The organism is Enterobacter sp. WI-ESBL-E8 (genome assembly GCF_053364895.1).
This window is the reverse complement of the sequence record NZ_JBRWXJ010000001.1, coordinates 4,366,268-4,391,032: the sequence shown is the minus strand read 5'-3', so window position 1 is coordinate 4,391,032 and position 24,765 is coordinate 4,366,268. Positions and strand designations below refer to the sequence as shown.

At 55.7% G+C, this 24,765-nt stretch carries 25 protein-coding genes; 9 read left to right on the top strand and 16 right to left on the bottom strand.

Annotated elements, in window-relative coordinates; translation table 11 throughout:
• The first annotated feature begins 378 nt into the window (after window positions 1-378).
• The 6 genes from tdcA (at window position 379) to ACWHWP_RS20850 (ending at window position 7,857) form a co-directional block, all read left to right on the top strand.
• Window positions 379-1,299 carry a transcriptional regulator TdcA gene (tdcA, locus tag ACWHWP_RS20875; RefSeq protein WP_047347740.1) on the top strand — a complete coding sequence of 307 codons (921 nt, stop codon included), beginning with the start codon at window positions 379-381 and terminating at the stop codon, window positions 1,297-1,299.
• A gap of 116 nt (window positions 1,300-1,415) precedes the next feature.
• Window positions 1,416-2,405 carry a bifunctional threonine ammonia-lyase/L-serine ammonia-lyase TdcB gene (gene tdcB / locus ACWHWP_RS20870; RefSeq protein ID WP_059312215.1) on the top strand — a complete coding sequence of 330 codons (990 nt, stop codon included), beginning with the start codon at window positions 1,416-1,418 and terminating at the stop codon, window positions 2,403-2,405.
• Window positions 2,406-2,414: 9 nt separating this feature from the next.
• Window positions 2,415-3,746: a threonine/serine transporter TdcC gene (tdcC, locus tag ACWHWP_RS20865; protein ID WP_059312199.1), complete on the top strand. Its 1,332-nt coding sequence runs from the start codon at window positions 2,415-2,417 to the stop codon at window positions 3,744-3,746.
• 29 nt (window positions 3,747-3,775) lie between these two features.
• Window positions 3,776-4,984, top strand: coding sequence for a propionate kinase (gene tdcD / locus ACWHWP_RS20860; RefSeq protein WP_447856730.1), 1,209 nt, complete (start codon window positions 3,776-3,778; stop codon window positions 4,982-4,984).
• A 15-nt stretch (window positions 4,985-4,999) separates the two neighbouring features.
• On the top strand, window positions 5,000-7,294 hold the full coding sequence (gene pflB / locus ACWHWP_RS20855) for a formate C-acetyltransferase (protein WP_447856298.1): 2,295 nt from the start codon (window positions 5,000-5,002) through the stop codon (window positions 7,292-7,294).
• 152 nt (window positions 7,295-7,446) lie between these two features.
• Window positions 7,447-7,857: a Spy/CpxP family protein refolding chaperone gene (locus tag ACWHWP_RS20850; RefSeq protein WP_447856296.1), complete on the top strand. Its 411-nt coding sequence runs from the start codon at window positions 7,447-7,449 to the stop codon at window positions 7,855-7,857.
• Window positions 7,858-7,946: 89 nt separating this feature from the next.
• Here ACWHWP_RS20850 and ACWHWP_RS20845 read toward each other — a convergent pair whose 3' ends face one another.
• On the bottom strand, window positions 7,947-8,648 hold the full coding sequence (locus tag ACWHWP_RS20845; RefSeq protein ID WP_431617936.1) for a pirin family protein: 702 nt from the start codon (window positions 8,646-8,648) through the stop codon (window positions 7,947-7,949).
• A 104-nt stretch (window positions 8,649-8,752) separates the two neighbouring features.
• Between ACWHWP_RS20845 and ACWHWP_RS20840 the strand changes: the two genes are divergently transcribed.
• Complete coding sequence (locus ACWHWP_RS20840) at window positions 8,753-9,655, top strand: LysR family transcriptional regulator (protein WP_023333543.1); 903 nt, start codon at window positions 8,753-8,755, stop codon at window positions 9,653-9,655.
• Between the two features lie 41 nt (window positions 9,656-9,696).
• On the opposite strand, the gene ACWHWP_RS20835 is transcribed toward ACWHWP_RS20840, so the two are convergent.
• The 11 genes from ACWHWP_RS20835 to ACWHWP_RS20785 form a co-directional block, all read right to left on the bottom strand.
• Window positions 9,697-10,062, bottom strand: coding sequence for a DUF805 domain-containing protein (locus ACWHWP_RS20835; protein WP_063430965.1), 366 nt, complete (start codon window positions 10,060-10,062; stop codon window positions 9,697-9,699).
• 106 nt (window positions 10,063-10,168) lie between these two features.
• Window positions 10,169-11,155, bottom strand: coding sequence for a glutathione S-transferase family protein (locus ACWHWP_RS20830; protein WP_447856293.1), 987 nt, complete (start codon window positions 11,153-11,155; stop codon window positions 10,169-10,171).
• 71 nt (window positions 11,156-11,226) lie between these two features.
• Entirely contained in the window at window positions 11,227-11,619 is a 393-nt protein-coding gene (locus ACWHWP_RS20825; protein ID WP_042716298.1) for a DoxX family protein, read from the bottom strand.
• A 254-nt stretch (window positions 11,620-11,873) separates the two neighbouring features.
• Entirely contained in the window at window positions 11,874-12,170 is a 297-nt protein-coding gene (locus tag ACWHWP_RS20820) for a YqjK-like family protein (protein ID WP_059312206.1), read from the bottom strand.
• Window positions 12,167-12,565 carry a phage holin family protein gene (locus ACWHWP_RS20815; RefSeq protein WP_014885329.1) on the bottom strand — a complete coding sequence of 133 codons (399 nt, stop codon included), beginning with the start codon at window positions 12,563-12,565 and terminating at the stop codon, window positions 12,167-12,169. The genes ACWHWP_RS20820 and ACWHWP_RS20815 overlap by 4 nt, the downstream gene beginning before the upstream one ends.
• A 1-nt stretch (window position 12,566) precedes the next feature.
• Window positions 12,567-12,872, bottom strand: coding sequence for a DUF883 family protein (locus ACWHWP_RS20810; RefSeq protein ID WP_008503141.1), 306 nt, complete (start codon window positions 12,870-12,872; stop codon window positions 12,567-12,569).
• A 29-nt stretch (window positions 12,873-12,901) separates the two neighbouring features.
• On the bottom strand, window positions 12,902-13,270 hold the full coding sequence (locus ACWHWP_RS20805) for a DUF1090 domain-containing protein (RefSeq protein WP_047347748.1): 369 nt from the start codon (window positions 13,268-13,270) through the stop codon (window positions 12,902-12,904).
• 143 nt (window positions 13,271-13,413) lie between these two features.
• The gene (gene mzrA / locus ACWHWP_RS20800; protein ID WP_059312207.1) at window positions 13,414-13,797 is read right to left on the bottom strand and encodes an EnvZ/OmpR regulon moderator MzrA; all 384 of its coding nucleotides are present in this window, start codon (window positions 13,795-13,797) and stop codon (window positions 13,414-13,416) included.
• Window positions 13,798-13,799: 2 nt separating this feature from the next.
• Complete coding sequence (gene yqjA / locus ACWHWP_RS20795; protein WP_008503144.1) at window positions 13,800-14,462, bottom strand: DedA family general envelope maintenance protein YqjA; 663 nt, start codon at window positions 14,460-14,462, stop codon at window positions 13,800-13,802.
• A 344-nt stretch (window positions 14,463-14,806) separates the two neighbouring features.
• The gene (gene exuR, locus ACWHWP_RS20790; RefSeq protein WP_023309288.1) at window positions 14,807-15,583 is read right to left on the bottom strand and encodes a transcriptional regulator ExuR; all 777 of its coding nucleotides are present in this window, start codon (window positions 15,581-15,583) and stop codon (window positions 14,807-14,809) included.
• A 115-nt stretch (window positions 15,584-15,698) separates the two neighbouring features.
• Complete coding sequence (locus ACWHWP_RS20785) at window positions 15,699-16,997, bottom strand: MFS transporter (protein WP_047347750.1); 1,299 nt, start codon at window positions 16,995-16,997, stop codon at window positions 15,699-15,701.
• A 476-nt stretch (window positions 16,998-17,473) separates the two neighbouring features.
• On the opposite strand from ACWHWP_RS20785, the gene uxaC reads away from it, so the two are divergent.
• Both uxaC and ACWHWP_RS20775 read left to right on the top strand, forming a co-directional pair.
• Window positions 17,474-18,886, top strand: a complete 1,413-nt coding sequence (gene uxaC, locus ACWHWP_RS20780; RefSeq protein ID WP_059312208.1) for a glucuronate isomerase — start codon at window positions 17,474-17,476, stop codon at window positions 18,884-18,886.
• A 17-nt stretch (window positions 18,887-18,903) separates the two neighbouring features.
• Window positions 18,904-20,391 (top strand): UxaA family hydrolase, encoded by a 1,488-nt coding sequence (locus ACWHWP_RS20775; RefSeq protein ID WP_063430971.1) that lies wholly within the window; start codon window positions 18,904-18,906, stop codon window positions 20,389-20,391.
• Window positions 20,392-20,477: 86 nt separating this feature from the next.
• Here the strand turns inward: ACWHWP_RS20775 and sstT are convergent, their stop codons facing one another.
• The 4 genes from sstT to ACWHWP_RS20755 form a co-directional block, all read right to left on the bottom strand.
• Window positions 20,478-21,719: a serine/threonine transporter SstT gene (sstT, locus tag ACWHWP_RS20770; RefSeq protein ID WP_059312210.1), complete on the bottom strand. Its 1,242-nt coding sequence runs from the start codon at window positions 21,717-21,719 to the stop codon at window positions 20,478-20,480.
• A 218-nt stretch (window positions 21,720-21,937) separates the two neighbouring features.
• Window positions 21,938-22,906: a TerC family protein gene (locus ACWHWP_RS20765; protein ID WP_447856287.1), complete on the bottom strand. Its 969-nt coding sequence runs from the start codon at window positions 22,904-22,906 to the stop codon at window positions 21,938-21,940.
• A 251-nt stretch (window positions 22,907-23,157) separates the two neighbouring features.
• Window positions 23,158-24,156, bottom strand: a complete 999-nt coding sequence (locus ACWHWP_RS20760; RefSeq protein WP_059312212.1) for a Gfo/Idh/MocA family protein — start codon at window positions 24,154-24,156, stop codon at window positions 23,158-23,160.
• A 70-nt stretch (window positions 24,157-24,226) separates the two neighbouring features.
• Window positions 24,227-24,730 carry a YgjP-like metallopeptidase domain-containing protein gene (locus ACWHWP_RS20755; protein WP_447856285.1) on the bottom strand — a complete coding sequence of 168 codons (504 nt, stop codon included), beginning with the start codon at window positions 24,728-24,730 and terminating at the stop codon, window positions 24,227-24,229.
• Window positions 24,731-24,765 lie beyond the last annotated feature (35 nt).

Genomic DNA, 24,765 nt, shown 5'->3' with positions numbered 1-24,765 from the left:
GACGTATTCCTCTCTTTATCGGTAACCTGCAAAATTACGTCTGCAAATTTTGATAAATTAAAAGAATGTTTCAAATGAATAGTGGTTATTTATTGCCCTTTAATTGTCTGAAATATCGTCTTTATTGATTTTTTATGAACGGTAAAATTTAGCCGGGTTATCGCCATAAAATAAATTTATTACCGTGGGTTTTATTGATCAATATCAGCGTAATGGCGTATTTTAATTTCAGTATTTTATTGATATTAAAGGTTTTTTATTGGGTTTTGCAGCGGCTGGATTGGATGCGAAAAGGCAAATTGTGAGTAACAGCACATACCCCTTTAAACATTATTGAGTAGAATTCACCCCGTCATAGGGAAATAAGCGCAGAATATTATGAACACTATTATTCTACCGAAAACACAGCACCTCGTGGTATTTCAGGAAGTCATTAAAAGTGGCTCCATAGGTTCTGCGGCAAGACAGCTGGGCCTGACGCAGCCCGCCGTCAGCAAAATCATCAGCGATATCGAATCCTACTTTGGCGTGGAAGTGATGGTGCGCAAAAACACCGGCGTCAAACTCACTGCCGCGGGCCAGGTTCTGCTCTCGTACTCCGAGTCGATCACCCGTGAGATGAAAAACATGGTGAGCGAAATCAACAGCCTGAGCTTCAGCACTGTCATGGACGTCTCCTTTGGCTACCCGTCGCTGATCGGCTTTACCTTCCTGTCAGAGATGATCAAAAAATTTAAGGAAGTGTTCCCAAAAGCACGCGTCTCGATGTATGAAGCGCAGCTGTCGTCTTTCCTGCCGGCCATTCGCGACGGTCGGCTGGATTTCGCCATCGGTACGCTGAGCGATGAAATGCTGCTGCAGGATCTGCACGTCGAGCCGCTGTTTGAGTCCGAGTTTGTGCTGGTCGCCAGTAAGTCACGAACGTGCACCGGCCCGACGACACTGGCATCGCTCACGCACGAGCAGTGGGTGATGCCGCAAACCGATATGGGCTACTACAAAGAACTTCTGACCACCCTGCAAGACAACCACATCAGCATTGAAAACATCGTCCAGACCGATTCCGTCGTCACCATTTATAACCTTGTGCTGAATGCCGATTATCTGACGGTCATTCCCCGCGACATGATTGCCCCGTTCGGCTCCGATCAATTCATCGTCCTGCCGGTTGAAGATGAATTACCCGTGGCGCGTTATGCCGCCGTGTGGTCGAAAAATTACAGAATTAAAAAATCGGCGTCAGTATTAGTTGAGCTGGCAAAACAATATGCCTCACTCACCAGCGAAAGACGACGATGATGTATTAATCCCCTGAGAAGCATTAAACCTTTATAAAAACACCCAGAGTTTATTTTAACAATGCTCTGATACCCTGACTTTGCCCGAAAAGAATGAATTATTATAACGAGGATATTATGCACATAACCTACGATCTCCCGGTAACGATTGAAGATATTCAGGATGCCAGAAAACGGCTGGCAGGAAAGGTATATAAAACCGGCATGCCGCGCTCGAATTATCTCAGCGAACGCTGTAAGGGCGAAATATTCCTGAAGTTTGAGAACATGCAGCGTACCGGTTCGTTTAAGATCCGCGGTGCGTTTAATAAATTAAGCTCGCTGACCGACGCTGAAAAACGCAAAGGCGTGGTCGCCTGCTCCGCAGGAAACCACGCGCAGGGAGTGTCTCTCTCCTGCGCCATGCTGGGCATTGACGGCAAAGTGGTGATGCCGATGGGCGCGCCGAAGTCCAAGGTGGCCGCGACGCGCGACTACTCGGCGGAGGTGGTGCTGCACGGCGAGAACTTTAACGACACCATCGCCAAAGTCAGCGAAATCGTCGAGATGGAAGGGCGTATTTTTATTCCACCTTACGATGATGCCAAAGTAATTGCCGGGCAGGGCACCATCGGCCTGGAAATTCTCGAAGATTTATACGATGTGGATAACGTCATTGTGCCAATCGGCGGCGGCGGCTTAATTGCCGGGATCGCGACGGCGATTAAATCCATCAACCCCACCATTAATATTATCGGCGTGCAGTCAGAAAATGTTCACGGCATGGCGGCATCGTATCAGGCGGGAGAGATTATAAACCATCGCGTCACCGGTACATTAGCCGATGGTTGCGATGTCTCTCGTCCGGGTAAATTAACCTTCGAAATTGTTCGTGAATTAGTCGATGACATTGTGCTGGTCAGTGAAGACAACATTCGCGACAGCATGATTGCGCTTATTCAGCGAAATAAAGTGGTGACGGAAGGTGCCGGTGCGCTGGCCTGTGCCGCGTTATTAAGCGGCAAGCTTGACCACTATATTCAGGGTCGTAAAACCGTCTGCATTATTTCCGGCGGCAATATCGATCTCTCTCGTGTTTCCCAAATTACCGGCTTCGTTGACGCATAAAGGTGACCTATGAGCAACACAGAAAGCATTATCGTTGGCCAGACAAAAACGTCCTCCTGGCGTAAGTCTGATACCACCTGGACGCTTGGCCTGTTCGGAACCGCCATTGGCGCAGGCGTGCTGTTCTTCCCCATTCGCGCAGGCTTTGGTGGCCTGATCCCTATCCTGCTGATGCTGGTTCTCGCGTTCCCGATTGCGTTTTACTGCCACCGGGCGCTGGCGCGCCTGTGTCTGTCAGGCAGTAACGTCTCGGGCAACATTACCGAAACGGTGGAAGAGCACTTTGGCAAGACCGGCGGGGTGGTCATCACGTTCCTCTACTTCTTCGCCATTTGCCCGCTGCTGTGGATTTACGGCGTAACCATTACCAACACCTTTATGACCTTCTGGGAAAACCAGCTCCAGCTGCCCGCGCTGAACCGTGGCTTTGTGGCGCTGTTCCTGCTGCTGCTAATGGCTTTTGTTATCTGGTTTGGTAAAGACCTGATGGTGAAGGTCATGAGCTTCCTGGTGTTCCCGTTTATTGCCAGCCTGGTGCTGATTTCCCTGTCGCTGATCCCTTACTGGAACTCGGCGGTCATCGACCAGGTCAACCTCAGCGATATCGCCTTCACCGGTCATGACGGCATCCTGGTCACGGTGTGGCTGGGGATCTCCATCATGGTCTTCTCCTTTAACTTCTCGCCCATCGTCTCTTCGTTTGTGGTCTCCAAGCGCGAAGAGTACGAGCCACAGTTCGGTAAAGAGTTTACCGAGCAGAAATGTTCCAGAATCATCGGTCGCGCCAGCCTGCTGATGGTCGCCGTGGTGATGTTCTTCGCCTTTAGCTGCCTGTTTACGCTCTCCCCGCAGAACATGGCGGAAGCCAAAGCGCAGAACATTCCGGTGCTCTCATACCTGGCGAACCACTTTGCGTCGATGTCGGGAACCAAATCGACGTTCGCGACGGTACTGGAATACGGTGCCTCCATCATCGCGCTGGTCGCTATCTTCAAATCCTTCTTCGGCCACTATCTGGGGACGCTGGAAGGGCTCAATGGTCTGATCCTCAAGTTCGGCTACAAGGGCGATAAGAAGAAAGTGTCCGTGGGTAAACTGAACACCATCAGCATGGTGTTCATCATGGGCTCCACCTGGGTTGTTGCGTACGCAAACCCGAACATTCTTGACCTTATCGAAGCGATGGGTGCGCCGATCATCGCCTCTCTGCTGTGCCTGCTGCCGATGTATGCCATCCGCAAAGCGCCGGCCATGGCGAAATACAAAGGCAGACCGGAGAACATCTTCGTCACGATTGTGGGTCTGCTGACCATTCTTAATATCGTTTACAAACTGTTCTAACCAAAGCTCAGGAAGAGCGGAGTCACATGATGATTGAGTTTCCGGTAGTACTGGTTATTAACTGCGGATCGTCCTCTGTTAAGTTTTCGGTGCTCGACGCCAGCAGCTGCGATGCCCTGCTGACGGGCATTGCGGACGGTATCAACACTGAAAAGGCCTTTATTTCCGTAAACGGGGGTGAGCCAGTCAGGCTGGCTTACCATGACTACGAAGGGGCGCTGGCAGCCATCGCCCTGGAGCTGGAGAAGCGTAACCTGATGAGCAGCGTGGCCTTAATTGGCCACCGCATTGCGCACGGCGGCGACCTCTTCAGCGAGTCGACCCTGATTACGGAAGAGGTGATTGCGCAGATCCGCCAGGTTTCCCCGCTGGCGCCATTGCATAACTACGCAAACTTAAGCGGCGTGGAAGCCGCAGAGCGCCTGTTCCCGGGCGTACAGCAGGTCGCGGTGTTCGATACCAGCTTCCACCAGACGCTGCCGCCGCAGGCGTATCTGTACGGATTGCCGTACCGCTATTTTGAAGAGCTGGGCGTGCGTCGCTACGGCTTTCACGGGACCTCTCACCGCTACGTGGCCGGACAGGCGCAGGCGCTTCTCGGGCTGTCCCCCGATGACAGCGGCCTGGTGATTGCCCATCTCGGCAACGGGGCGTCCATCTGCGCGGTGCGCAATGGCGAAAGCGTGGATACCTCCATGGGGATGACGCCGCTGGAAGGGCTGGTGATGGGCACGCGCTGCGGCGACGTGGATTTTGGTGCAATGGCGTGGATTGCCCAGCAAACCGGCCAGTCGTTTGAGGATCTGGAGCGGGTGGTCAACAAAGAGTCGGGGCTGCTTGGCATCTCCGGCATCTCTTCAGACCTGCGGGCGCTGGAGAAAGCCTGGCACGCGGGCAATGAACGGGCCCAGCTGGCGATCCAGACCTTTGTGCACCGCATTGTGCGTCACATTGCCGGTCACGCCGCGTCGCTGCACCGCCTGGATGGGGTGATCTTTACCGGCGGCATCGGCGAGAACTCAACGCTTGTCCGCGCCCTGGTGGCGGAACGCCTGACGGTGTTTGGCATTGTCCTCGACGACGCCAAAAATGCCCTGCCGGGCAGCGCGGGTGAACGCGTCATCAGCACCGAGTCGTCCCGCGTGGCCTGCGCGGTTGTCCCTACCAACGAAGAAAAAATGATCGCGCTGGACGCCCTCCGTCTTGGGAAGGTTACCCCGGCTGCGGCTTACGCCTGATAAAGCGAGAATAAAATGAAAGTAACAATCGATACGGGCGTCGCGCCCTACAGCGACGCATGGGCCGGGTTTCGCGGTGAAGAATGGAAAGACACCGTCAACGTGCGCGATTTTATTCAGCATAACTACACCCCTTATGACGGCGACGAAGCTTTCCTCGCGCAGGCGACGCCAGCAACGACGGCGCTGTGGCAGAAGGTAATGGTCGGCATTCGTCAGGAGAACGCCACCCACGCTCCGGTGGATTTTGACACCAACATTGCCACAACCATTACGGCGCACGGTCCAGGCTATATCGACCAGGATCTGGAGACGATCGTCGGCCTACAAACCGATAAACCGCTCAAGCGCGCGCTGCACCCGTACGGCGGGATCAACATGATCCGCAGCTCATTTGAAGCCTACGGCCGCGAGATGGATCCGCAGTTCGAATACCTGTTTACCGATCTGCGCAAAACCCACAACCAGGGCGTGTTTGACGTGTATTCGCCGGAGATGATGCGCTGCCGTAAATCCGGCGTGTTGACCGGTCTGCCGGACGGCTACGGGCGCGGGCGCATCATTGGCGACTATCGCCGCGTGGCGCTGTACGGGATCGCTTATCTGGTGCGCGAGCGTGAACTGCAGTTTGCCGATCTGCAGGGGAAACTGGAGCGCGGGGAAGATCTCGAGGCGACGATCCGCCTGCGTGAGGAGCTGGCGGAGCACAAACGCGCGCTGCTGCAGATCCAGCAGATGGCGGCGAACTATGGCTTTGATATTTCACGTCCGGCGATGAACGCCCAGGAAGCGGTACAGTGGGTCTATTTTGCCTACCTGGCGGCGGTGAAATCCCAGAACGGCGGGGCGATGTCGCTGGGGCGCACGGCCTCGTTCCTCGATATTTACATTGAGCGCGACATGCAGGCCGGGCGTCTGAATGAGGTTCAGGCGCAGGAGCTGATCGACCACTTCATTATGAAGATCCGCATGGTACGCTTCCTGCGCACGCCGGAGTTCGACACGCTTTTCTCCGGCGATCCGATCTGGGCGACGGAAGTGATCGGAGGCATGGGGCTGGACGGCCGCACGCTGGTGACCAAAAACAGCTTCCGCTATCTGCACACGCTGCACACCATGGGGCCTGCGCCGGAGCCTAACCTGACGATCCTCTGGTCAGAACAGCTGCCGATCGCGTTTAAGAAATACGCCGCGCAGGTATCGATCGTCACCTCGTCTCTGCAATACGAGAACGACGACCTGATGCGTGCGGACTTCAACAGCGACGACTACGCCATTGCCTGCTGCGTCAGCCCGATGGTGATCGGCAAGCAGATGCAGTTCTTTGGCGCCCGCGCCAACCTCGCCAAAACGCTGCTGTACGCGATCAACGGCGGGGTGGACGAGAAGCTGAAGATTCAGGTCGGCCCGAAAACCGAGCCGCTGCTGGACGACGTGCTGGACTACGACACCGTGATGGCGAGCCTCGATCACTTTATGGACTGGCTGGCGGTGCAGTACATCAGCGCGCTGAATCTCATTCACTACATGCACGACAAGTACAGCTACGAAGCCTCGCTGATGGCGCTGCACGACCGGGACGTTTACCGCACCATGGCCTGCGGCATTGCTGGCCTGTCGGTAGCGGCGGATTCCCTGTCGGCCATTAAATACGCCACGGTTAAGCCGGTGCGCGACCACACCGGCCTGGCGGTCGACTTTGTGATAGAAGGGGACTACCCGCAGTACGGCAACAACGACGACCGCGTGGACAGCATTGCCTGCGATCTGGTGGAGCGCTTTATGAAGAAAATTCAGGCGCTGCCCACCTACCGCAACGCGGTGCCGACCCAGTCGATCCTGACCATTACCTCCAACGTGGTTTACGGCCAGAAGACCGGTAACACGCCGGATGGACGTCGCGGCGGCACGCCGTTTGCGCCAGGCGCAAACCCGATGCACGGCCGCGACAGAAAAGGGGCGGTGGCCTCGTTAACCTCGGTCGCCAAGCTGCCGTTCACGTATGCCAAGGACGGGATCTCCTACACCTTCTCCATCGTGCCGCAGGCGCTGGGCAAGGACGAGCTGGTCCGCAAAACCAACCTGGTGGGGCTGTTGGACGGGTATTTCCATCACGAAGCGTCCATCGAGGGGGGGCAGCATCTGAACGTCAACGTCATGAACCGGGAGATGCTTCTGGATGCCATTGCGCACCCGGAAAATTATCCGAACCTGACCATCCGCGTTTCGGGATATGCGGTGCGGTTTAACGCCCTGACGCGCGAGCAGCAGCAGGATGTGATTTCAAGGACGTTTACGCATTCCATCTGACGCAAATGACGCCTCATGCCCCCTCAGCGCAGGGGGCATTTTTTTGCCCGCTAAACATACAAAATTGTTTATATAATTACTCACACATATTCATCCGCTCTTGAAAAACAATACGCCTGCTTTCCCCTATAACAGCATGTAAGGACAGTAAGATGATGAAAATGACCCGTATTGCGTTGGCCGCCGCCGCGCTGGCCCTGTGCAGTTTTACGGCGCAGGCCGCAAACGTTGAGGCTGCCCCTTCTCCATCGCAGGATCCGCTGGTCCAGCACCTGAAGCTCAGCAATGAGCAGGTGAAGAAGATTGAAGATCTGCATAAGCAGCTGGAACAAAATGTCAGCAACATTCCGATGACGGGCGTGAAGGACGGGGCGCTTATCGACATGTTCCAGGCGGGTAAATGGGACGAAAATACGGTGAAAAGCCAGCTTACCGCGTTCAGCAAAATTGAAGAGCAGACCCGTTATTACCGCGTGAAGTATTATTTCGACGTCAGCCAGGTATTGACGCCGGAGCAGCGCAAGCAGATCAGAACCGATATGGCTAACGCGCTGGCAGAGTGATTTCGTCGTCGCGTACGGAGCTGGATGATTCTGCCGTGGCTCAATCGGTCCCCTCTCCCGTTGGGAGAGGGTTAGGGTGAGGGCGTTCTCTAAACCGGCAAATCAATCAGCAGCGCGCGCAGCGGCGTATCTGCCACCAGCGTTATATTCGCTTCATCACGAATAAACGCCCCGTCGCCGCAGGTGAGCGCTTCTTTCTCTTCCGCATGCGTCACCGCATGCACCGTGCCGTGAATCGACTGCAAATAGGCGCGCGGCCCGTGAAGCTGGAAGCTCGCCTGTTCACCTTTCTTCAGCTCGATATGGTGCAGCCACACCTGCTGGCGCAGCTGCAGACTACCTTTGCTGCCGTCCGGGGATGCGATCAGATGCTGCTTATCGCCCGTTAAATCTAACTTCTGTACCAGCGGATTTTCCCGCTCGGGGCAGGCATCAAGCCACAGCTGCATGCGGGTCAGCGTTTTATCTTTGCTGAGGTTATGCTCGCTGTAGCTTATGCCCGGCTGAGTGGAAATTAACAACGCTTCGCCAGCCTTTGCCTGGACATGATTGCCCTCGCTATCGCGGTATTCTGCCTCGCCTTCCAGGATCAGGTTCAGGATATCGACTTTCGGGTACGTGCGCGGCTGGAAGGAGGCACCCGGGGCGAGCACTTCCTGATTCAGCACGCGTAGTGATGCGTAACCGAGGAGTTTAGGGTCAAAGTAGTGTCCAAAGGAAAAGGTGTAGCGGGCCTGCAGCCAACCGAAATCGGCTTGTCCGCACTGTTTAGCTGTTCTTGTCGTAATCATAAACTTGACCTCTCTTTACACTAAAACAATGGTAAAGGTATGGACGCTGCATTGTTAGCCAGATATTCTGCCCGGTATGTTCAAATTTCCTGAATGAGAACGAGATGGCTAAAGAGAGAGCATTGACGCTTGAGGCGCTTCGCGTCATGGACGCGATTGACCGACGCGGCAGTTTTGCGGCGGCAGCTGATGAACTGGGGCGCGTTCCGTCTGCGCTGAGCTACACCATGCAAAAGCTGGAGGAAGAGCTGGACGTGGTGCTGTTTGACCGCTCCGGTCATCGAACAAAATTCACTAACGTCGGGCGAATGCTGCTGGAGCGCGGCCGCGTGCTGCTGGAAGCGGCGGATAAGCTCACGACGGACGCCGAAGCGCTGGCGCGGGGCTGGGAAACCCATCTGACGCTGGTGACGGAAGCGCTGGTGCCGACTGAAGCGCTGTTCCCGCTGGTGGACCGCCTCGCAGCCAAAGCCAACACGCAGCTGTCAATTATCACCGAGGTGCTGGCAGGCGCGTGGGAGCGTCTGGAGACGGGCAGGGCGGACATCGTCATTGCGCCGGACATGCACTTTCGTTCCTCATCGGAAATCAACTCGCGCAAGCTTTACAGCGTGATGAACGTCTACGTTGCCGCACCCAATCATCCGATTCACCAGGAGCCGGAGCCGCTCTCTGAAGTCACGCGCGTGAAGTATCGCGGCGTGGCGGTCGCGGATACCGCGCGCGAGCGCCCGGTGCTGACGGTGCAGCTGCTGGATAAACAGCCTCGTCTGACGGTGACCTCACTGGAAGACAAACGGCAGGCGCTGCTGGCCGGTCTCGGCGTGGCGACGATGCCTTATCCATTTGTGGAAAAAGATATTGCGGAAGGACGGCTGCGCGTTGTCAGCCCGGAATATAGCCACGAGGTGGATATCATTATGGCGTGGCGTCGCGACAGCATGGGCGAAGCCAAATCGTGGTGCCTGCGCGAAATACCCAAACTCTTCGCCCACCACAATAAATAAACGCGTAGGCCCGGTAAGCGTAAGCGCCACCGGGCTCTGATTTACACGCCGGCTTTCGGGTCCGGACCAAAGCGGTTTTCACCCGGCGTGCCGCTCTGACAGTTGAAGATCAGAATCACGATCCAGCCGACAATCGGGATCAACAGCAGCAGTAACCACCACGCCGAACGATCGGTATCGTGCAGCCGACGGAACAGTACCGCCCATGATGGCAGCAGGACTAACAGGCCATAGATGGTAGTCAGCACGCCTTCTCCGCCAGCCCGCTCCCAGCCAAGAATTTTATCAATAATACCCAGCACCATAATGAGAATGAAGTTCACCAGAACAAACATCCAGTACTCTTTACGGCGGGCGCGGCCACCAAATCCAATATAGTTACGCAGTACTTTTAAATACCAGTCCATTTTCCTTGCCTCAATAATCGGTCAATCACTTGTTTTCTAAGCAATCAAAGTAAGGATAGATGGAGATTGTGAATTAAAAAAGGGCATCTATTGATGCCCTTAATATTTATCCAAATCGAACGTCGCGCCCGTGCGGTTCATCCAGATCCTGCCACGGGCCAATGGAGATAATGCCCGTTGGGTTGATGGTCTTGTGGCTGCGGAAATAGTGGGTGCGGATATGGTCGAAATCGACCGTGTCGGCGACGCCCGGCATCTGGTAGATGTCGCGCAGGAAGCCATACAGGTTCAGGTAGTCGCTGATGCGGTGTTTATCGCACTTAAAGTGGGTGACATAGACCGGATCAAAGCGAACCAGCGTGGTCCACAGGCGAATGTCCGCTTCCGTCAGGCGGTCACCCGTCAGGTAGCGATGCTGGCCGAGGATCTGTTCCAGACGCGCCAGCGATTCAAACACCTTCCCGACCGCTTCGTCATACGCTTCCTGGCTGGTAGCAAAACCGGCCTTGTAAACGCCGTTGTTGACGTTGTCGTAAATCCAGCTATTCAGCTCATCAATCTTTTCGCGCAGTTCAACCGGATAGTAATCCCCGGCGCGGGCGCCGTGAGCGTCAAACGCGGTGTTGAACATGCGAATGATTTCCGCAGACTCATTGCTGACAATCGTCTGGTTTTTCTTGTCCCATAGCACCGGCACGGTAACGCGCCCGGTGTAGTGCGGATCGGCGCGCAGATAGAGCTGGTAAAGGAAATCGTGGTGGTAAAGATCGTCGCCGGTCGCGGCAGGGAAATCACCGTCAAACGTCCAGCCGTTTTCCAGCATCAGCGGGTTCACCACGGAAACCGGAATTAAAGATTCGAGACCTTTGAGCTTCCGAACAATCAGCGTGCGGTGTGCCCACGGGCAGGCAAGGGAAACATAAAGATGATAACGGTCTTTCTCCGCCGCGAAGCCGCCTTCGCCGCTCGGGCCAGGCGCACCATCAGCGGTGAGCCAGTTACGGAAGGCCGAAGCTGAGCGCTTGAAGCGACCACCGGTGGATTTGGTGTCATACCAGACATCCTGCCAGACGCCGTCTACGAGTTGTCCCATTTTTTCTCCTCCTTCAGATAGCAAAAGCGAGGAGATGTCTCCTCGCTTTGTGTTCATTCAGTATAGCGCGCTTACCACTTCTTATTCAGAACGCGGTCGATGCTGTATGCGCCCGGGCCAGTGATGGCCAGCAGCAGGAAGCCACCCGCGATGGTCAGGTTTTTCATGAACATCAGAGAGTTCACGCCTTCCGCAAAGTTGCTGTGGAAGAGGAACGCTGTCAGCAGGGTGAAGCCCGCGGTGAACAGCGCGGTGGTGCGGGTCAGGAAGCCGAACAGAACCGCCAGGCCGCCGCCGAACTCAAGAAGAATGGTCAGTGGCAACAGGAACCCCGGAACGCCCATGGCTTCCATATATTGCTGGGTACCCGCATAGCCGGTGATTTTTCCCCAACCTGCGACGATGAACAGAATTGGCATCAGAATACGCGCTACCAGTACACCAACATCTTCTAATTTTTTCATTTTACTCTCCAGGAAACCACATCAGCGGCTGAACTTTATTTGTCTGCAATTCCGGGTAGATACCGCGTCATTGCTGTCGATGGAGAGCATCATAAACGTGACGGTTGGCGATTGTTAGCAAGGAAAACTGTCAATCTAATTCAAAGATATTGAGTAAGGGAGGTTGGGGAAATGTTGCCGGGTGGCACTGCGCTTACCCGGCCTACGATTCAAAAGTAGGCCGGGTAAGGCGTAGCCGCCACCCGGCAAGAAGGCTAGCGCAGCTGCTGCTGACGAATCGTGGCTTTCACCAGACGCCAGGCGCTCCAGGCACCGAAGCCACGGCGGGCCCAGCGGATCAGCATATTCGGATGACGAACCGTCCAGATAGCCATCACGCTGCTGCCGACCAATGCCCAGGAACGCAGGCTCAGGACGGTATTCCAGCCACGGTCAAAGCGTCGCGTCGCATCAATCCAGTCGCGACGGCTGGCAGACAGGTCCAGCCGTTGCTGCTGGATCTGACTTAACAGGTACGCTTTTCGCTTCTGACGTTCGGCTTTACCGCTCACGGCTTGTCATCCTCCAGCAGGGCGCGATCGTTAGCCAGCTCCTGGCGCGTATGGCGCAGGAACGTGGATTTACGCGCTTTGCGCAGCGTCCAGATACCGCCAATCAGCGCCGCGACCAGCAGAACGACGGTGGTGGCGATCATCGCGTTAAGACGATACTGCGGGTCAATGGCCCAGATGATTAACACCATCAGGCTCATCAGACCAAACGCGGCGAAGAGCATGGTCAGCCCGAGCATCAGCAGCATCTGGAAGAGGTTTGCTTTCTCCTCTTCCAGCTCGACCACTGCCAGCCGGACGCGCGTTTCGGCAATTCCAACCAGCGTCGTTAGAATACGCTGGCCGATGCCGAGGACGTTGTTAGCAGGCCCTTGTGCGTGACGAGGATCTTCCATATCAACGACGCGTCAGAAGGACACCCAGTACCACACCGACTGCGGCACCAATTCCTACGCCCGTCCATGGGTTATCACGCACGTATTCGTCCGCACGGGCAGCCGCTTCGCGGGTCTGTTTCGCCAGCGCATCGCCGGTTTCACCCAGACGATAGCGGCTCTCCTTCAGCGCCTGCTCCGCTTTGCTGCGCAGTTTGCTGACCTCTTCTTTTGACTTGTCAGCAGAGGAGTTCAGCACCTCTTCAAGGGTATCGGCCAGGGATTTCAGTTCAGCGCGCAGATGTTCAGACGTCGTATCTTTTGACATGATTCTCTCCTGTTGAGATTTCCGTTAACTCAATAATCGCGAGCTTCCAGCGCTTTCAGGTCGTCCTGCGCTTCTTTCAACTTCTTCTCGCGCTTGGCAATTTTTTCCGCATCCCCTTTCTCTTTCGCTTCCTGCAGGTCGCGACGGCGCTCGGCTATCTCGTCCTTCTGTTCAGCGATTTTTTTCTGGTGATCGGCACGAAGCTTGCTGTCTGAACAGTTCGCTTTCACTTCGCTCAGCGCTTTTTTAAGACCATCAACACGGTGCTGATTGTTATGCTTTTCGGCATAACCGATCTCACGCTGAATATCCTGTTCTTTCTCCTGACAGAGAGAGGTTGCGAAGGATGCTGTGCTTAAAGAAAAAAGGGCCAGAGCCAGAGTAATGCGGAATTTCATTATCGAAACCTTCCATTGTGTTACGGCGTAAGCCGTTATCCAAAATTATGCGGAGTACATTCGAGGGATGCTCCGCGTACTTAAGCATAGTAAGTAAACGGGGGATTCACCAAAGTGAGTGAAAAGATTCGGAATCGTGGTAATTATCCAAACCGATGCGACGTATCGCGAATCAATGACAGCCAGGCTGCAGGCTGGCTGACTTCTTCCTGCTGAGCAATGATATACCCGTGCGGCAGCGTACGGTCGAGCACCACTTTCGCGGCGGCGCTTTGTGCACGGGAATCAAACTTAATCAGTAAAACATCGTCCTGCGGGGTGATGCTCTTAAAGCGGATTCCGTTCGCATCCAGATGATGCCAGACAGAAAAACCGTCAGGCACGCTGGCACCCTGGTTTACCGGGCGAATGGCCAGCGTCGATTCCTGATGCGAAAGCGCGCTCCAGGCCAGCAGCATGGCGCTGAGTACCACCAGTGCAACCACGGCAAAGGCGAAACGGCGCAGAGCGAGCGGTGAGATAGCCATCGTTAACCTCTGGCTCCGTATTTCTTTTTCCACAGGACAACCAGGGAGCCAATCAGGCCAAAGACCAGCAGCACAACGGGCAGCAGCATCAGGCAGGACATCAGCTGGTCCTCATATTTCATGAAGACCGGGGTTTTACCCAGCGCGTAGCCCAGCGTCGTCAGAATAAGCACCCATAGCAGGCCGCTCATCCAGTTGAAGAACTGGAAGCGCGCGCTGCTCAGACCGGACAGGCCGGCAATCGTAGGCAGCAGGGTACGAACAAAAGCGATAAAGCGTCCAATCAGCAGCGCGGAAAGCCCGTGCTTATGGAACAGGTGGTGCGCCCGCTGGTGATAATGCGCGGGAAGATGAGAAAGCCAGTTCTGGACGATCCGGGTATTGCCCAGCCATCGCCCCTGGATGTAGCTCACCCAGCAGCCGAGGCTTGCGGCGACGGTCAGTAACAAAATGGTTTGTGGAAACGCCATCGCCCCTTTGGCACACAGCACGCCAACGAGCACCAGCAAGCTGTCACCGGGCAGGAAGGCAGCAGGCAGCAAACCGTTCTCAAGGAACAGGATCATAAACAAGACGAAATAGAGCATGCCAATCATGGAGGGGTTGGCCAGCGTTTCAAAATCCTGCGCCCAGAGGGCATGCAGTAGTTGGGTCAAAAGTTCCATTCAGTGTTCCTGGAAATCGGTTAACGTCACGCCTGTTATCCGGGACAAACAGCACGGCGACATTGTTGTGATTTCATTATGGTCGCTCGCGGACACATTGCGGTGTGGCCAACACTGTTCCCTGTTAATTGGCTGGTTAGCAAGCACTAACTTACAAAATAACGAATTGAATCCAATTGTAACAAAGCCCAACGTTCTGCGTCACAGAATTTGCAGGGGTGAGTTGATTTTGGCGTAAGCCATGGAGGGGAGCGAGGGGATTTACAAAGGCTGACACTATATATGTTTTGCTTACCCACTCAAGCCGGAGGGCGCAGCGAAGCGCCTGCCGGCAGAAAGGTCATCTATTTTGCGGCACTGGACGCCGTATCGAGATGAACAACGGGATTATCGGCAAAAAGATAGCGGTCAGCGTTAAATTCGAAGTCATCGCTGGTTTCATTGAACAGCATCTGCTTGGTGTTCTCCAGGTGCTGCCACATCGCCAGCTTAGCGGCATGCGGGTCTTTACGAATCAGCGCCTTGAGAATTTGATCGTGGTCGTCACACCAGTTGTCGACGGTACGAGAATCGATATGGTCGTGCAGTTTTTTCCAGTACGGGTTGTGAACGCGTTGAGTCCACATTTTCTCAACAATTGCCGCCAGCGCCGTGTTTTGGGTTGCCAGGGCGACCTGAACGTGGAACTGCAGATCCCATTCTGAATCACGGAAACATTTTTCCTTGCGGGCATTCTCCTGGATTTCCATCAGCTTCATGATGTCCTGCTTGGTCACCTGCGTCGCGGCAAATTCGGCAATATTGCTTTCGATCAGCTGGCGAGCCTGGAGCAGCTCAAACGGACCATAGCTGGCGAATTCCAGACTTTCGTCCGCGACGGGAGAGTGTTTCGGCAGATTAGAAATCACGTGAATGCCGGAGCCTTTGCGTACCTCAACGTAGCCTTCCACTTCCAGCATGATGATTGCTTCGCGCACGACGGTGCGGCTCACGCTTTTTTCATCCGCGATAAAGCGCTCGGCGGGAAGTTTATCACCGACAAGATAGACCCCTTGCTCGATGCGATCTTTGAGCTCGGCAGCAAGTTGTTGATATAAACGACGTGGTTCGGTGATTTCCATATGCGCTCCAGGCAGGGTACGGCAGATGATTTGTTATACCACTTTTGCGTGCCACTCTCCAGATTATGCCATTAAAAAAGCCGCCCGGAGGCGGCTTCGGTGAAACGCATTTTCGCTAACTCTGCGTTGCCGGTTTTCCGAGGGACTCTTTCGCCAACTCCTCTGCCGACTTGCTTCTTAGCACCGTCCAGATAACCACTGCCCCCAGCAGGTCGAAGATTGCCAGCACCGCGAACAGCGGGCTGAAGCCGATGGTATCAGCCAGCGCGCCGACCACCAGAGCAAACATCGTACTTGCGGTCCAGGCAGCCATCCCGGTCAGGCCGTTAGCGGTTGCCACTTCGTTACGGCCGAAGACGTCAGAGGAGAGCGTAATCAGCGCGCCGGACAGGGACTGGTGCGCAAAACCACCGATGCACAGCAGGGCGATAGCCACGTACGGGCTGGTGAACAGGCCGATCATACCCGGACCAATCATCAGCAGCGCGCCCATAGTCACCACCATCTTACGGGAAACGATCAGGTTCACCCCAAACCAGCGCTGGAACAGCGGTGGCAGGTAGCCGCCAACGATACAGCCGAGGTCAGCAAACAGCATTGGCATCCAGGCGAACATCGCGATCTCTTTCAGGTTAAAGCCGTAGACTTTAAACATGAACAGGGGGATCCACGCGTTGAAGGTACCCCAGGCCGGTTCAGCCAGGAAACGCGGCAGGGCGATACCCCAGAACTGACGGGTACCCAGGATCTGCCAGACGGTCATTTTTTTGCCGTTGTTGGTCTGATGCTGCGCTTCCTGACCCCCAATGATGTACTCGCGTTCTTCTTCAGACAGTTTTTTCTGATCGCGCGGGTGTTTATAGAAAATCAGCCACGCCATGGCCCACGCAAAGCTCAGCACGCCAGAGATGATGAACGCCATCTGCCAGCTGTGCATCACGATAGCCCACACCACCAGCGGCGGCGCAATCATCGCCCCGATGGACGAGCCGACGTTGAAGTAACCGACCGCAATGGAACGCTCTTTTGCCGGGAACCACTCGGAGCTGGCCTTCAGGCCTGCGGGGATCATGGCGGCTTCTGCCGCACCGACCGCGCCGCGCGCCAGCGCCAGACCACCCCAGCTGCCGGCCAGCGCGGTTGCTCCGCAGAACACCGCCCAGGCGATGGCGAAGAAGGCATAACCGATTTTGGTGCCGAGAATGTCCAGCACATAGCCTGCCACCGGCTGCATGATGGTATACGCCGCGGAATAGGCGGCAATGATGTAGGAGTATTGCTGCGTGGAGATATGCAGCTCTTCCATCAACGTTGGCGCTGCTGCTGCCACGGTGTTACGCGTCAGGTAGCCCAGCACGGTGCCTAACGTCACCAGCGCGATCATATACCAACGTAACCCTTTAATTTTACGCATCTAAAACCTCATCGTTATGTTATTTCCGCGCCAGAACGCGGCAACCTCTCAACCGTTTCCGGGAGCAGTTGTGTAACGGGAGGGGCGTAGCCGGGAGCATGTCCCGGAACGACCCGAACCTTGCCATAAGTAAGCGTGCATAAGTCGGTATCCGTACCGTTAAACCCGATGTCTCTCACACCGGTAATGCATTCCGTCGGCTGAGTGTTTGCGACGGCGAAAAGATAACTTGTCATACAACTTTAAAAGGTGAGTGACATCACAAATGTATGATTCTTTGTGGGGACATTCATCGTCGCGGGCAAAGCCAGTATTGGCGCGGGTTGCAGAAGGGTTTACTCCATTGAGGGTAATTTATTTGTTGACGTTTATTGATCTCACTCACGAAAAAAGCTTCGGTGGGTGGAAATTGGTGTGATAACTTTGCAGCATATGAACATACGCTTTCTGACGCTCCCGTAATGAGGAAGACGATAATGACGCCGTTTATGACCGACGATTTTCTGTTAGATACCGAATTTGCCCGCCGCCTGTACCACGACTACGCAAAAGACCAGCCGATTTTCGACTACCACTGCCATCTGCCGCCGCAGCAGGTTGCCGAAAATTACCGTTTCAAAAATCTGTATGACATCTGGCTGAAGGGTGACCACTATAAATGGCGCGCCATGCGCACCAACGGCGTCGCTGAGCGCCTGTGTACCGGCGACGCCAGCGACCGCGAAAAGTTTGACGCCTGGGCTTCCACCGTTCCGCACACCATCGGTAACCCGCTCTACCACTGGACGCACCTTGAGCTTCGCCGCCCGTTTGGTATTACCGGAACGCTGCTCTCCCCAACGACCGCCGATGAAATCTGGGAGCGCTGCAATGCGCTGCTGGCGCAGGATAACTTCTCCGCGCGCGGCATCATGAAGCAGATGAACGTGAAGATGGTGGGCACCACCGACGATCCGATCGACTCTCTGGAACACCATGCGGCAATCGCCAAAGACGGCGCGTTTGACATCAAAGTGCTGCCAAGCTGGCGTCCGGATAAAGCTTTTAATATCGAACAGGCCACGTTCAGCGATTACATGGCGAAGCTGGCGGAAGTCTCTGATACCGACATTCGTCGTTTCGCAGACCTGCAAACCGCGCTGACCAAACGTCTGGATCACTTCGCGGCGCACGGCTGTAAAGTTTCTGACCACGCGCTGGACGTGGTGCTGTTTGCGGAATCAAACGAGGCCGAGCTGGACAGCATTCTGGCGCGTCGTCTTTCCGGCGAAAGCCTGAGCGAGCACGAGGTGGCGCAATTCAAAACGGCGGTGCTGGTGTTCCTCGGCGCGGAATATGCACGCCGCGGATGGGTACAGCAGTACCATATCGGCGCGCTTCGCAATAACAATCAGCGCCAGTTTAAGCTGCTGGGCGCGGATGTCGGCTTCGACTCCATCAACGACCGTCCGCTGGCCGAAGAGCTGTCTAAACTGCTGAGCAAACAGAACGAACAAAACCTGTTGCCAAAAACCATTCTCTACTGCCTGAACCCGCGCGATAACGAAGTGCTGGGCACCATGGTCGGCAACTTCCAGGGCGAAGGGATGCCGGGCAAGATGCAGTTCGGCTCCGGCTGGTGGTTCAACGATCAGAAAGACGGCATGGAACGTCAGATGACGCAGCTGGCGCAGCTTGGCCTATTAAGTCGCTTTGTCGGCATGCTGACCGACAGCCGCAGCTTCCTGTCCTATACCCGTCATGAATATTTCCGCCGCATTCTGTGCCAGATGATTGGCCGCTGGGTGCACGCAGGCGAAGCGCCAGCGGATATCCAGCTGCTGGGCGAAATGGTGAAAAACATCTGCTTTAACAATGCGCGTGACTACTTCGCCATTGAACTGAACTAGGGCCGTTTGAGGTTGATATGCAATACATCAAAATCCATTCGCTGGATAACGTGGCCGTCGCGCTGACGGATCTCTGTGAAGGCGACGTGGTGACCGTCGATAACCAGAGCGTCACCCTGCGTCAGGCGATCGTTCGCGGGCATAAGTTTGCCGTGAAGCCTCTCGCCAAAGGGGACAACGTTGTGAAGTACGGCCTGCCGATTGGGCATGCGTTAGCGGATATCGCGCCGGGTGAACATATTCATTCCCACAATACCCGCACCAATCTTAGCGATCTGGACGAGTACAGCTATCAACCTGAATTACCCGCGGAAGCGATGCAGGCGGCGGATCGTGAGGTGCAGATCTACCGTCGCGCCAATGGCGACGTGGGGATCCGCAACGAGCTGTGGATCCTCCCGACCGTCGGCTGCGTGAACGGGATTGCGCGTCAGATCCAGACGCGCTTTCTGAAAGAGACCAACAATGCCGAAGGCACTGACGGGGTGCATCTGTTCAGCCACACCTATGGCTGCTCCCAGCTCGGTGACGACCACATTAATACCCGTACCATGCTGCAAAATATGGTGCGTCACCCGAACGCGGGCGCGGTGCTGGTGATCGGCCTGGGCTGCGAGAACAACCAGGTGGACGCCTTCCGCGAGACGCTGGGTGAGTTTGACCCTGAGCGCGTGCATTTTATGGTGTGTCAGCATCAGGACGATGAGGTGGAAGCGGGCATAGAGCAGCTGCATCAGCTTTATGAGGTGATGCGCCACGACAGGCGCGAGCCGGGCAAGCTGAGCGAGCTGAAGTTTGGTCTGGAATGCGGCGGGTCTGATGGCCTGTCCGGTATCACCGCCAACCCCATGCTGGGCCGCTTCTCGGACTATGTGATCGCCAACGGCGGCACGACGGTGCTGACCGAAGTGCCGGAAATGTTCGGCGCGGAGCGTATTCTGATGAGCCACTGCCGCGACGAAGAGACGTTTGAGAAGACCGTCACCATGGTGAACGACTTCAAGCAGTACTTCATCGCCCATAACCAGCCGATTTATGAGAACCCGTCTCCGGGCAACAAAGCGGGCGGCATCACCACGCTTGAGGAGAAGTCCCTCGGCTGCACCCAGAAAGCGGGCGCGAGCCAGGTGGTCGATGTTCTGCGCTACGGCGAGCGCCTGAAAACGCACGGTCTGAACCTGCTGAGCGCGCCCGGGAACGATGCGGTTGCTACCAGCGCGCTGGCCGGGGCAGGCTGCCACATGGTGCTGTTCAGCACCGGGCGCGGCACCCCGTACGGCGGCTTTGTACCGACGGTGAAAATTGCCACCAACAGCGAGCTGGCGGCGAAGAAAAAACACTGGATCGACTTTGATGCGGGCCAGCTGATACACGGCAAAGCGATGCCTGAATTGCTGACGGAGTTTGTGGACAGCATTGTGGAATTCGCTAACGGCAAGCAGACCTGCAACGAGAAGAACGACTTCCGCGAGCTGGCGATCTTTAAGAGTGGCGTGACGCTTTAAGTGTGATGTCGGGTGGCGCTAACGCTTACCCGACCTACGAAATCCTGTAGGCCCGGTAAGGCGTAGCCGCCACCGGGCTTTTCTTTTTACCCGCGCACTGCGTTCTTTGCCAGGCGTGCGTCTTCCGCCTGGCATACGGCGGCGGTGAACATCACGTCGGTGGAGGAGTTGATCGCCGTTTCGCAGGAGTCCTGCAGCACGCCGATAATAAAGCCTACCGCAACCACCTGCATGGCGATCTCGTTCGGGATGCCGAACATATTGCACGCCAGCGGGATCAGCAGCAGAGAGCCGCCCGCCACGCCTGATGCACCGCAGGCACAGAGAGACGCTACCACGCTCAGCAACAGCGCAGTAGGCAGATCCACAGGAATACCCAGCGTATGTACGGCCGCCAGGGTTAAAACGGTAATCGTGATCGCCGCCCCCGCCATATTGACCGTCGCCCCAAGCGGGATAGAGACGGAATAGGTATCGCGGTCCAGATTCAGCTTTTCGCACAGCGACATATTAACCGGAATGTTCGCCGCCGAGCTGCGGGTGAAGAAGGCGGTCACACCGCTTTCGCGCAGGCACATCAGCACCAGCGGATACGGGTTACGGCGGGTCTGCAGAAATACCAGCAGCGGGTTAATCACCAGTGCCACAACGGCCATACAGCCAATCAGTACCAGCAGCAGTTGCGCATAGCCCCAGAGTGCGCCGAAACCGGTCGTTGCCAGCGTTGAGGCGACAAGACCAAAAATACCAATCGGCGCAAAGCGGATGACCACCGTCACGATAAACGTCACGGCGTGAGAAAGGTCGTTGACCAGGTTTTTTGTCGTGTCGTTGCTATGACGCAGGGCAAAGCCCAAACCGACTGCCCATACCAGGATCCCGATGTAGTTCGCGTTGATAAGCGCGTGGATCGGGTTGGCAACAATGCTCATCAGCAGGCCATGCATGACTTCAACGATACCCGCCGGCGGCGTAATGTCGGTTGCGCCGGTGGTCAGCTGCAGCGTGGACGGGAAGATAAAGCTCACCACCACGGCCGTCAGGGCCGCAGAGAAGGTGCCCAGCAGGTACATCCACAGAATGGGGCGGATATTGGTTTTTTGCCCTTGCTGATGATTCGCGATAGAGGCCATCACCAGCGTCAGAACCAGCACCGGTGCGACCGCTTTCAGTGCGCCGACGAAGAGGGTACCGAGGAGGCCAGTTGCCTCTGCGGCAGGTTTTGAGATCAATGCCAGCGCGACGCCGAGCACCAGGCCAACCAGTATTTGCTTAACGAGGCTGCCGCGCGAGAGGCGCGCAAGCATACCCGACGAGGATGTAGTCATAGGTGTTCCTTAAGTGAAATTGCGTTCCATCCCGGATGTGCTCTAAGTCACATTTATGTCCGGATGTAAGTAAATGTTTGCCTGGTCGAGTATAGGGAATGCAAGAAAGGAGGGAAGCGTAAAATGCTGGGTTTTACGTGTTGCATCATATTTTTTAACTACTGCGTTACAAAAGTGTGTTCACCCTCTCCCTGTGGGAGAGGGGCGGGGTGAGGGAATTACTCCACCTGCTGCTTCTTATCATGCTGGCGGTTAACCCAGGTATTGATAATCAGCGTCACGATCAGAATGCCAAACACTACGCCGAGCGAAATGGCGATCGGGATGTGGTAGAAATCGACGATCAGCATCTTGATACCGATAAACACCAGGATCACCGACAGACCGTACTTCAGCATCGAGAAGCGTTCCGCCGCGCCTGCCAGCAGGAAGTACATTGCACGCAGGCCGAGGATCGCAAACAGGTTAGAGGTCAGCACAATGAACGGGTCGGTGGTCACCGCGAAAATGGCCGGGATGCTGTCGACGGCGAAAATCACGTCGCTCAGCTCAACCAGAATCAGCACCAGCAGCAGCGGGGTGGCGAACAGCAGGCCGTTCTTGCGCACGAAGAAGTGCTCGCTCTCGATCTTGTCGGTCATGCGCAGATGTCCACGGATCCACTTCACCAGCGGACGATCGCCAATCGCAGAGCCGTCCTCTTTCGCCAGCGCCATTTTGACCCCGGTGAACAGCAGGAACGCGCCGAAGACGTACAGCAGCCACTCGAACTGGGTAATCAGCCAGCTGCCGGCGAAGATCATAATGGTACGCAGAACAATCGCGCCCAGCACGCCGTAAACCAGCACGCGGCGCTGCAGGGCAGCAGGCACGGCGAAGTAGCTGAACAGCATCAGCCAGACGAAGACGTTATCAACCGCCAGGGCTTTTTCAATCAGATAGCCGGTGAGGAAGGCGAGCGCCTGAGGATCGGCCACCGCGCGGCCTTCGGTCGAGGCCAGATACCACCAGAAGGCAGCACAGAACAGCAGAGAAAGGGTAACCCACACCAGAGACAAGGCCGCGGCCTGCTTCATGGACATGCCGTGCGCGCCGCGACGGCCCTGCAAAAAGAGGTCGATCGCCAGCATGATGAGCACGACAACCGCGAATCCGCCCCACAACATTGGAGTGCCGACAGAATGCATACTATTTTCCTTACACATAAAAAACAAAAACGGCCATGGTCAGAAGACGATAGCCGTTAGCTTTTTATGCATAGACCTCGCCTTCCGGCAAGGTCTCACTTACAACCACGAGGGTTGCCCGGCGACCGGATGCGGTATTGCACGCATCGTAATGACGATCCACCGACGAAGAAGTTACTCCCCTTTGCAGGTAACAAAATATGTCAGACCATTGGTTTCGTCAATGGTCTGCGCCGTTTCATTACACAGCTTTACGCGATAGCTTCCGCGCTCACGCCGTCTGCCGGGAACACCACGCCGGTCTGACGGCGGATCTCCGTTTGCAGCTTCGCCGTGGTGCGGCTGACCGCAAGACCCGGGTGATTCACTTCGTTGTCTTCCACCAGGCGGGCGAAGACCTCTGCCTCATAGAGCATAGTGTTAATATGCTGAGGCTGCGTCAGCTCCTGCGCTTTACCGCCGCGTGGCACAAAGCTCACCTTCTGGCACTCGGAGATCTTCTCGATAACCAGCGAACCCGCTTCGCCCTGAATTTCGCTCGGCAGCACGGAATCGCTGACTTTGGAGTGCTGCAGCGTGACGCTGAAATCGCCGTAGTCCAGCACCACTAAACCGTGTGCATCCACGCCGCTCTCCAGCAGGCTGGCGGTGGCCGTTACGCCATGCGGCTCGCCCCACAGGGCCACGGCAGAGGCCAGGCAGTAGAAACCGATATCCATAATCGAGCCGTTAGAGAAGGCCGGGTTAAAGGTATTTGGGTTCTCGCCGTCGAGGTAGCGCTGGTAGCGCGACGAGTACTGGCAGTAGTTGATAAAGGCTTTACGCACTTTGCCAATTTTCGGCAGCGACTGCTGCAGCAGCAGGAAATTTGGCAGGCTGGCGGTTTTGAACGCTTCGAACAGCACCACCTGGTTTTCGCGGGCAAGCGCAATGGCCGCTTCCACTTCCTCGATATTCGACGCCAGCGGCTTCTCGCAAATCACATGCTTTTTATGGCTGAGGAACAGCTTCGTTTGCGGGAAGTGCAGAGAGTTTGGGCTGGCGATATAGACCGCGTCAATGGCGTCGCTTTGCGCCATTTCATCGAGCGAGGTGAACAGATGTTCAACCAGATAGTCGTTCGCGAAGCTCTGCGCCTGCTCAAGGCTGCGGGAATAGACTGCGGTAAGTTTAAGTTTGCCGGTTTCATGGGCGGCGTCGACGAACTGGCGCGTGATCCAGTTCGTACCAATGACTGCGAAACGTATCATAAACGTTTACGTACTCCGTAGCGGGGAACCTTTAGCCACTGTAGCACGTCATCATGACAATTCGCGTGCGCTATTCCGCATTACTATTTAACGATAAATGCGTAAGCCATAGCCGGGTATCAAACTCCAGCTGGTGGTACTGCGGCTCCATGTGGCAGCACAGGGAGTAGAACGCTTTGTCGTGCTCTTTCTCTTTGAGGTGCGCCAGCTCATGCACCACGATCATCCGCAGAAAGGCTTCCGGCGCGTTACGGAAAACCGTCGCGACGCGGATCTCGGCTTTGGCTTTCAGCTTGCCGCCCTGCACGCGGGAGATGGCGGTGTGCAGGCCGAGCGCGTTTTTCAGCACGTGGATCTTGTTGTCATACATCACCTTGTTGATCGGCGGCGCGCTCTTCAGATAACGGCTTTTCAGATCCTGCGTATACTGCCAGAGGGCCTTATCGGTCGCGAAATCGTGCGTACCGGGATAGCGTTTTTCCAGCACCGCGCCGAGCTTCTGCTCGTCAATCAGGCTGCGAACCTGAGTCAGTAAATGCTCCGGATAGCCCTGGAGATAAGTAAGTTGGTTCATCAACGCCCCAAATCGACAATAAAACGGGTATACTC

Excerpts from the sequence above, each read along its gene's own strand:
- ACWHWP_RS20830 (WP_447856293.1), bottom strand. The coding sequence starts at position 11,155 with ATGGGACAACTCGTAGACGGCGTCTGGCAGGATGTCTGGTATGACACC.
- ACWHWP_RS20840 (WP_023333543.1), top strand. The coding sequence starts at position 8,753 with ATGGCTAAAGAGAGAGCATTGACGCTTGAGGCGCTTCGCGTCATGGAC.
- ACWHWP_RS20785 (WP_047347750.1), bottom strand. The coding sequence starts at position 16,997 with ATGCGTAAAATTAAAGGGTTACGTTGGTATATGATCGCGCTGGTGACG.
- ACWHWP_RS20815 (WP_014885329.1), bottom strand. The coding sequence starts at position 12,565 with ATGGAAGATCCTCGTCACGCACAAGGGCCTGCTAACAACGTCCTCGGC.
- ACWHWP_RS20825 (WP_042716298.1), bottom strand. The coding sequence starts at position 11,619 with ATGAAAAAATTAGAAGATGTTGGTGTACTGGTAGCGCGTATTCTGATG.
- ACWHWP_RS20805 (WP_047347748.1), bottom strand. The coding sequence starts at position 13,270 with ATGAAATTCCGCATTACTCTGGCTCTGGCCCTTTTTTCTTTAAGCACA.
- sstT (WP_059312210.1), bottom strand. The coding sequence starts at position 21,719 with ATGACTACATCCTCGTCGGGTATGCTTGCGCGCCTCTCGCGCGGCAGC.
- ACWHWP_RS20765 (WP_447856287.1), bottom strand. The coding sequence starts at position 22,906 with ATGCATTCTGTCGGCACTCCAATGTTGTGGGGCGGATTCGCGGTTGTC.
- tdcA (WP_047347740.1), top strand. The coding sequence starts at position 379 with ATGAACACTATTATTCTACCGAAAACACAGCACCTCGTGGTATTTCAG.
- ACWHWP_RS20835 (WP_063430965.1), bottom strand. The coding sequence starts at position 10,062 with ATGGACTGGTATTTAAAAGTACTGCGTAACTATATTGGATTTGGTGGC.
- ACWHWP_RS20760 (WP_059312212.1), bottom strand. The coding sequence starts at position 24,156 with ATGATACGTTTCGCAGTCATTGGTACGAACTGGATCACGCGCCAGTTC.
- tdcB (WP_059312215.1), top strand. The coding sequence starts at position 1,416 with ATGCACATAACCTACGATCTCCCGGTAACGATTGAAGATATTCAGGAT.
- ACWHWP_RS20810 (WP_008503141.1), bottom strand. The coding sequence starts at position 12,872 with ATGTCAAAAGATACGACGTCTGAACATCTGCGCGCTGAACTGAAATCC.
- tdcC (WP_059312199.1), top strand. The coding sequence starts at position 2,415 with ATGAGCAACACAGAAAGCATTATCGTTGGCCAGACAAAAACGTCCTCC.
- ACWHWP_RS20755 (WP_447856285.1), bottom strand. The coding sequence starts at position 24,730 with ATGAACCAACTTACTTATCTCCAGGGCTATCCGGAGCATTTACTGACT.
- exuR (WP_023309288.1), bottom strand. The coding sequence starts at position 15,583 with ATGGAAATCACCGAACCACGTCGTTTATATCAACAACTTGCTGCCGAG.
- tdcD (WP_447856730.1), top strand. The coding sequence starts at position 3,776 with ATGATTGAGTTTCCGGTAGTACTGGTTATTAACTGCGGATCGTCCTCT.
- yqjA (WP_008503144.1), bottom strand. The coding sequence starts at position 14,462 with ATGGAACTTTTGACCCAACTACTGCATGCCCTCTGGGCGCAGGATTTT.
- ACWHWP_RS20850 (WP_447856296.1), top strand. The coding sequence starts at position 7,447 with ATGATGAAAATGACCCGTATTGCGTTGGCCGCCGCCGCGCTGGCCCTG.
- ACWHWP_RS20775 (WP_063430971.1), top strand. The coding sequence starts at position 18,904 with ATGCAATACATCAAAATCCATTCGCTGGATAACGTGGCCGTCGCGCTG.
- mzrA (WP_059312207.1), bottom strand. The coding sequence starts at position 13,797 with ATGGCTATCTCACCGCTCGCTCTGCGCCGTTTCGCCTTTGCCGTGGTT.
- pflB (WP_447856298.1), top strand. The coding sequence starts at position 5,000 with ATGAAAGTAACAATCGATACGGGCGTCGCGCCCTACAGCGACGCATGG.
- uxaC (WP_059312208.1), top strand. The coding sequence starts at position 17,474 with ATGACGCCGTTTATGACCGACGATTTTCTGTTAGATACCGAATTTGCC.
- ACWHWP_RS20845 (WP_431617936.1), bottom strand. The coding sequence starts at position 8,648 with ATGATTACGACAAGAACAGCTAAACAGTGCGGACAAGCCGATTTCGGT.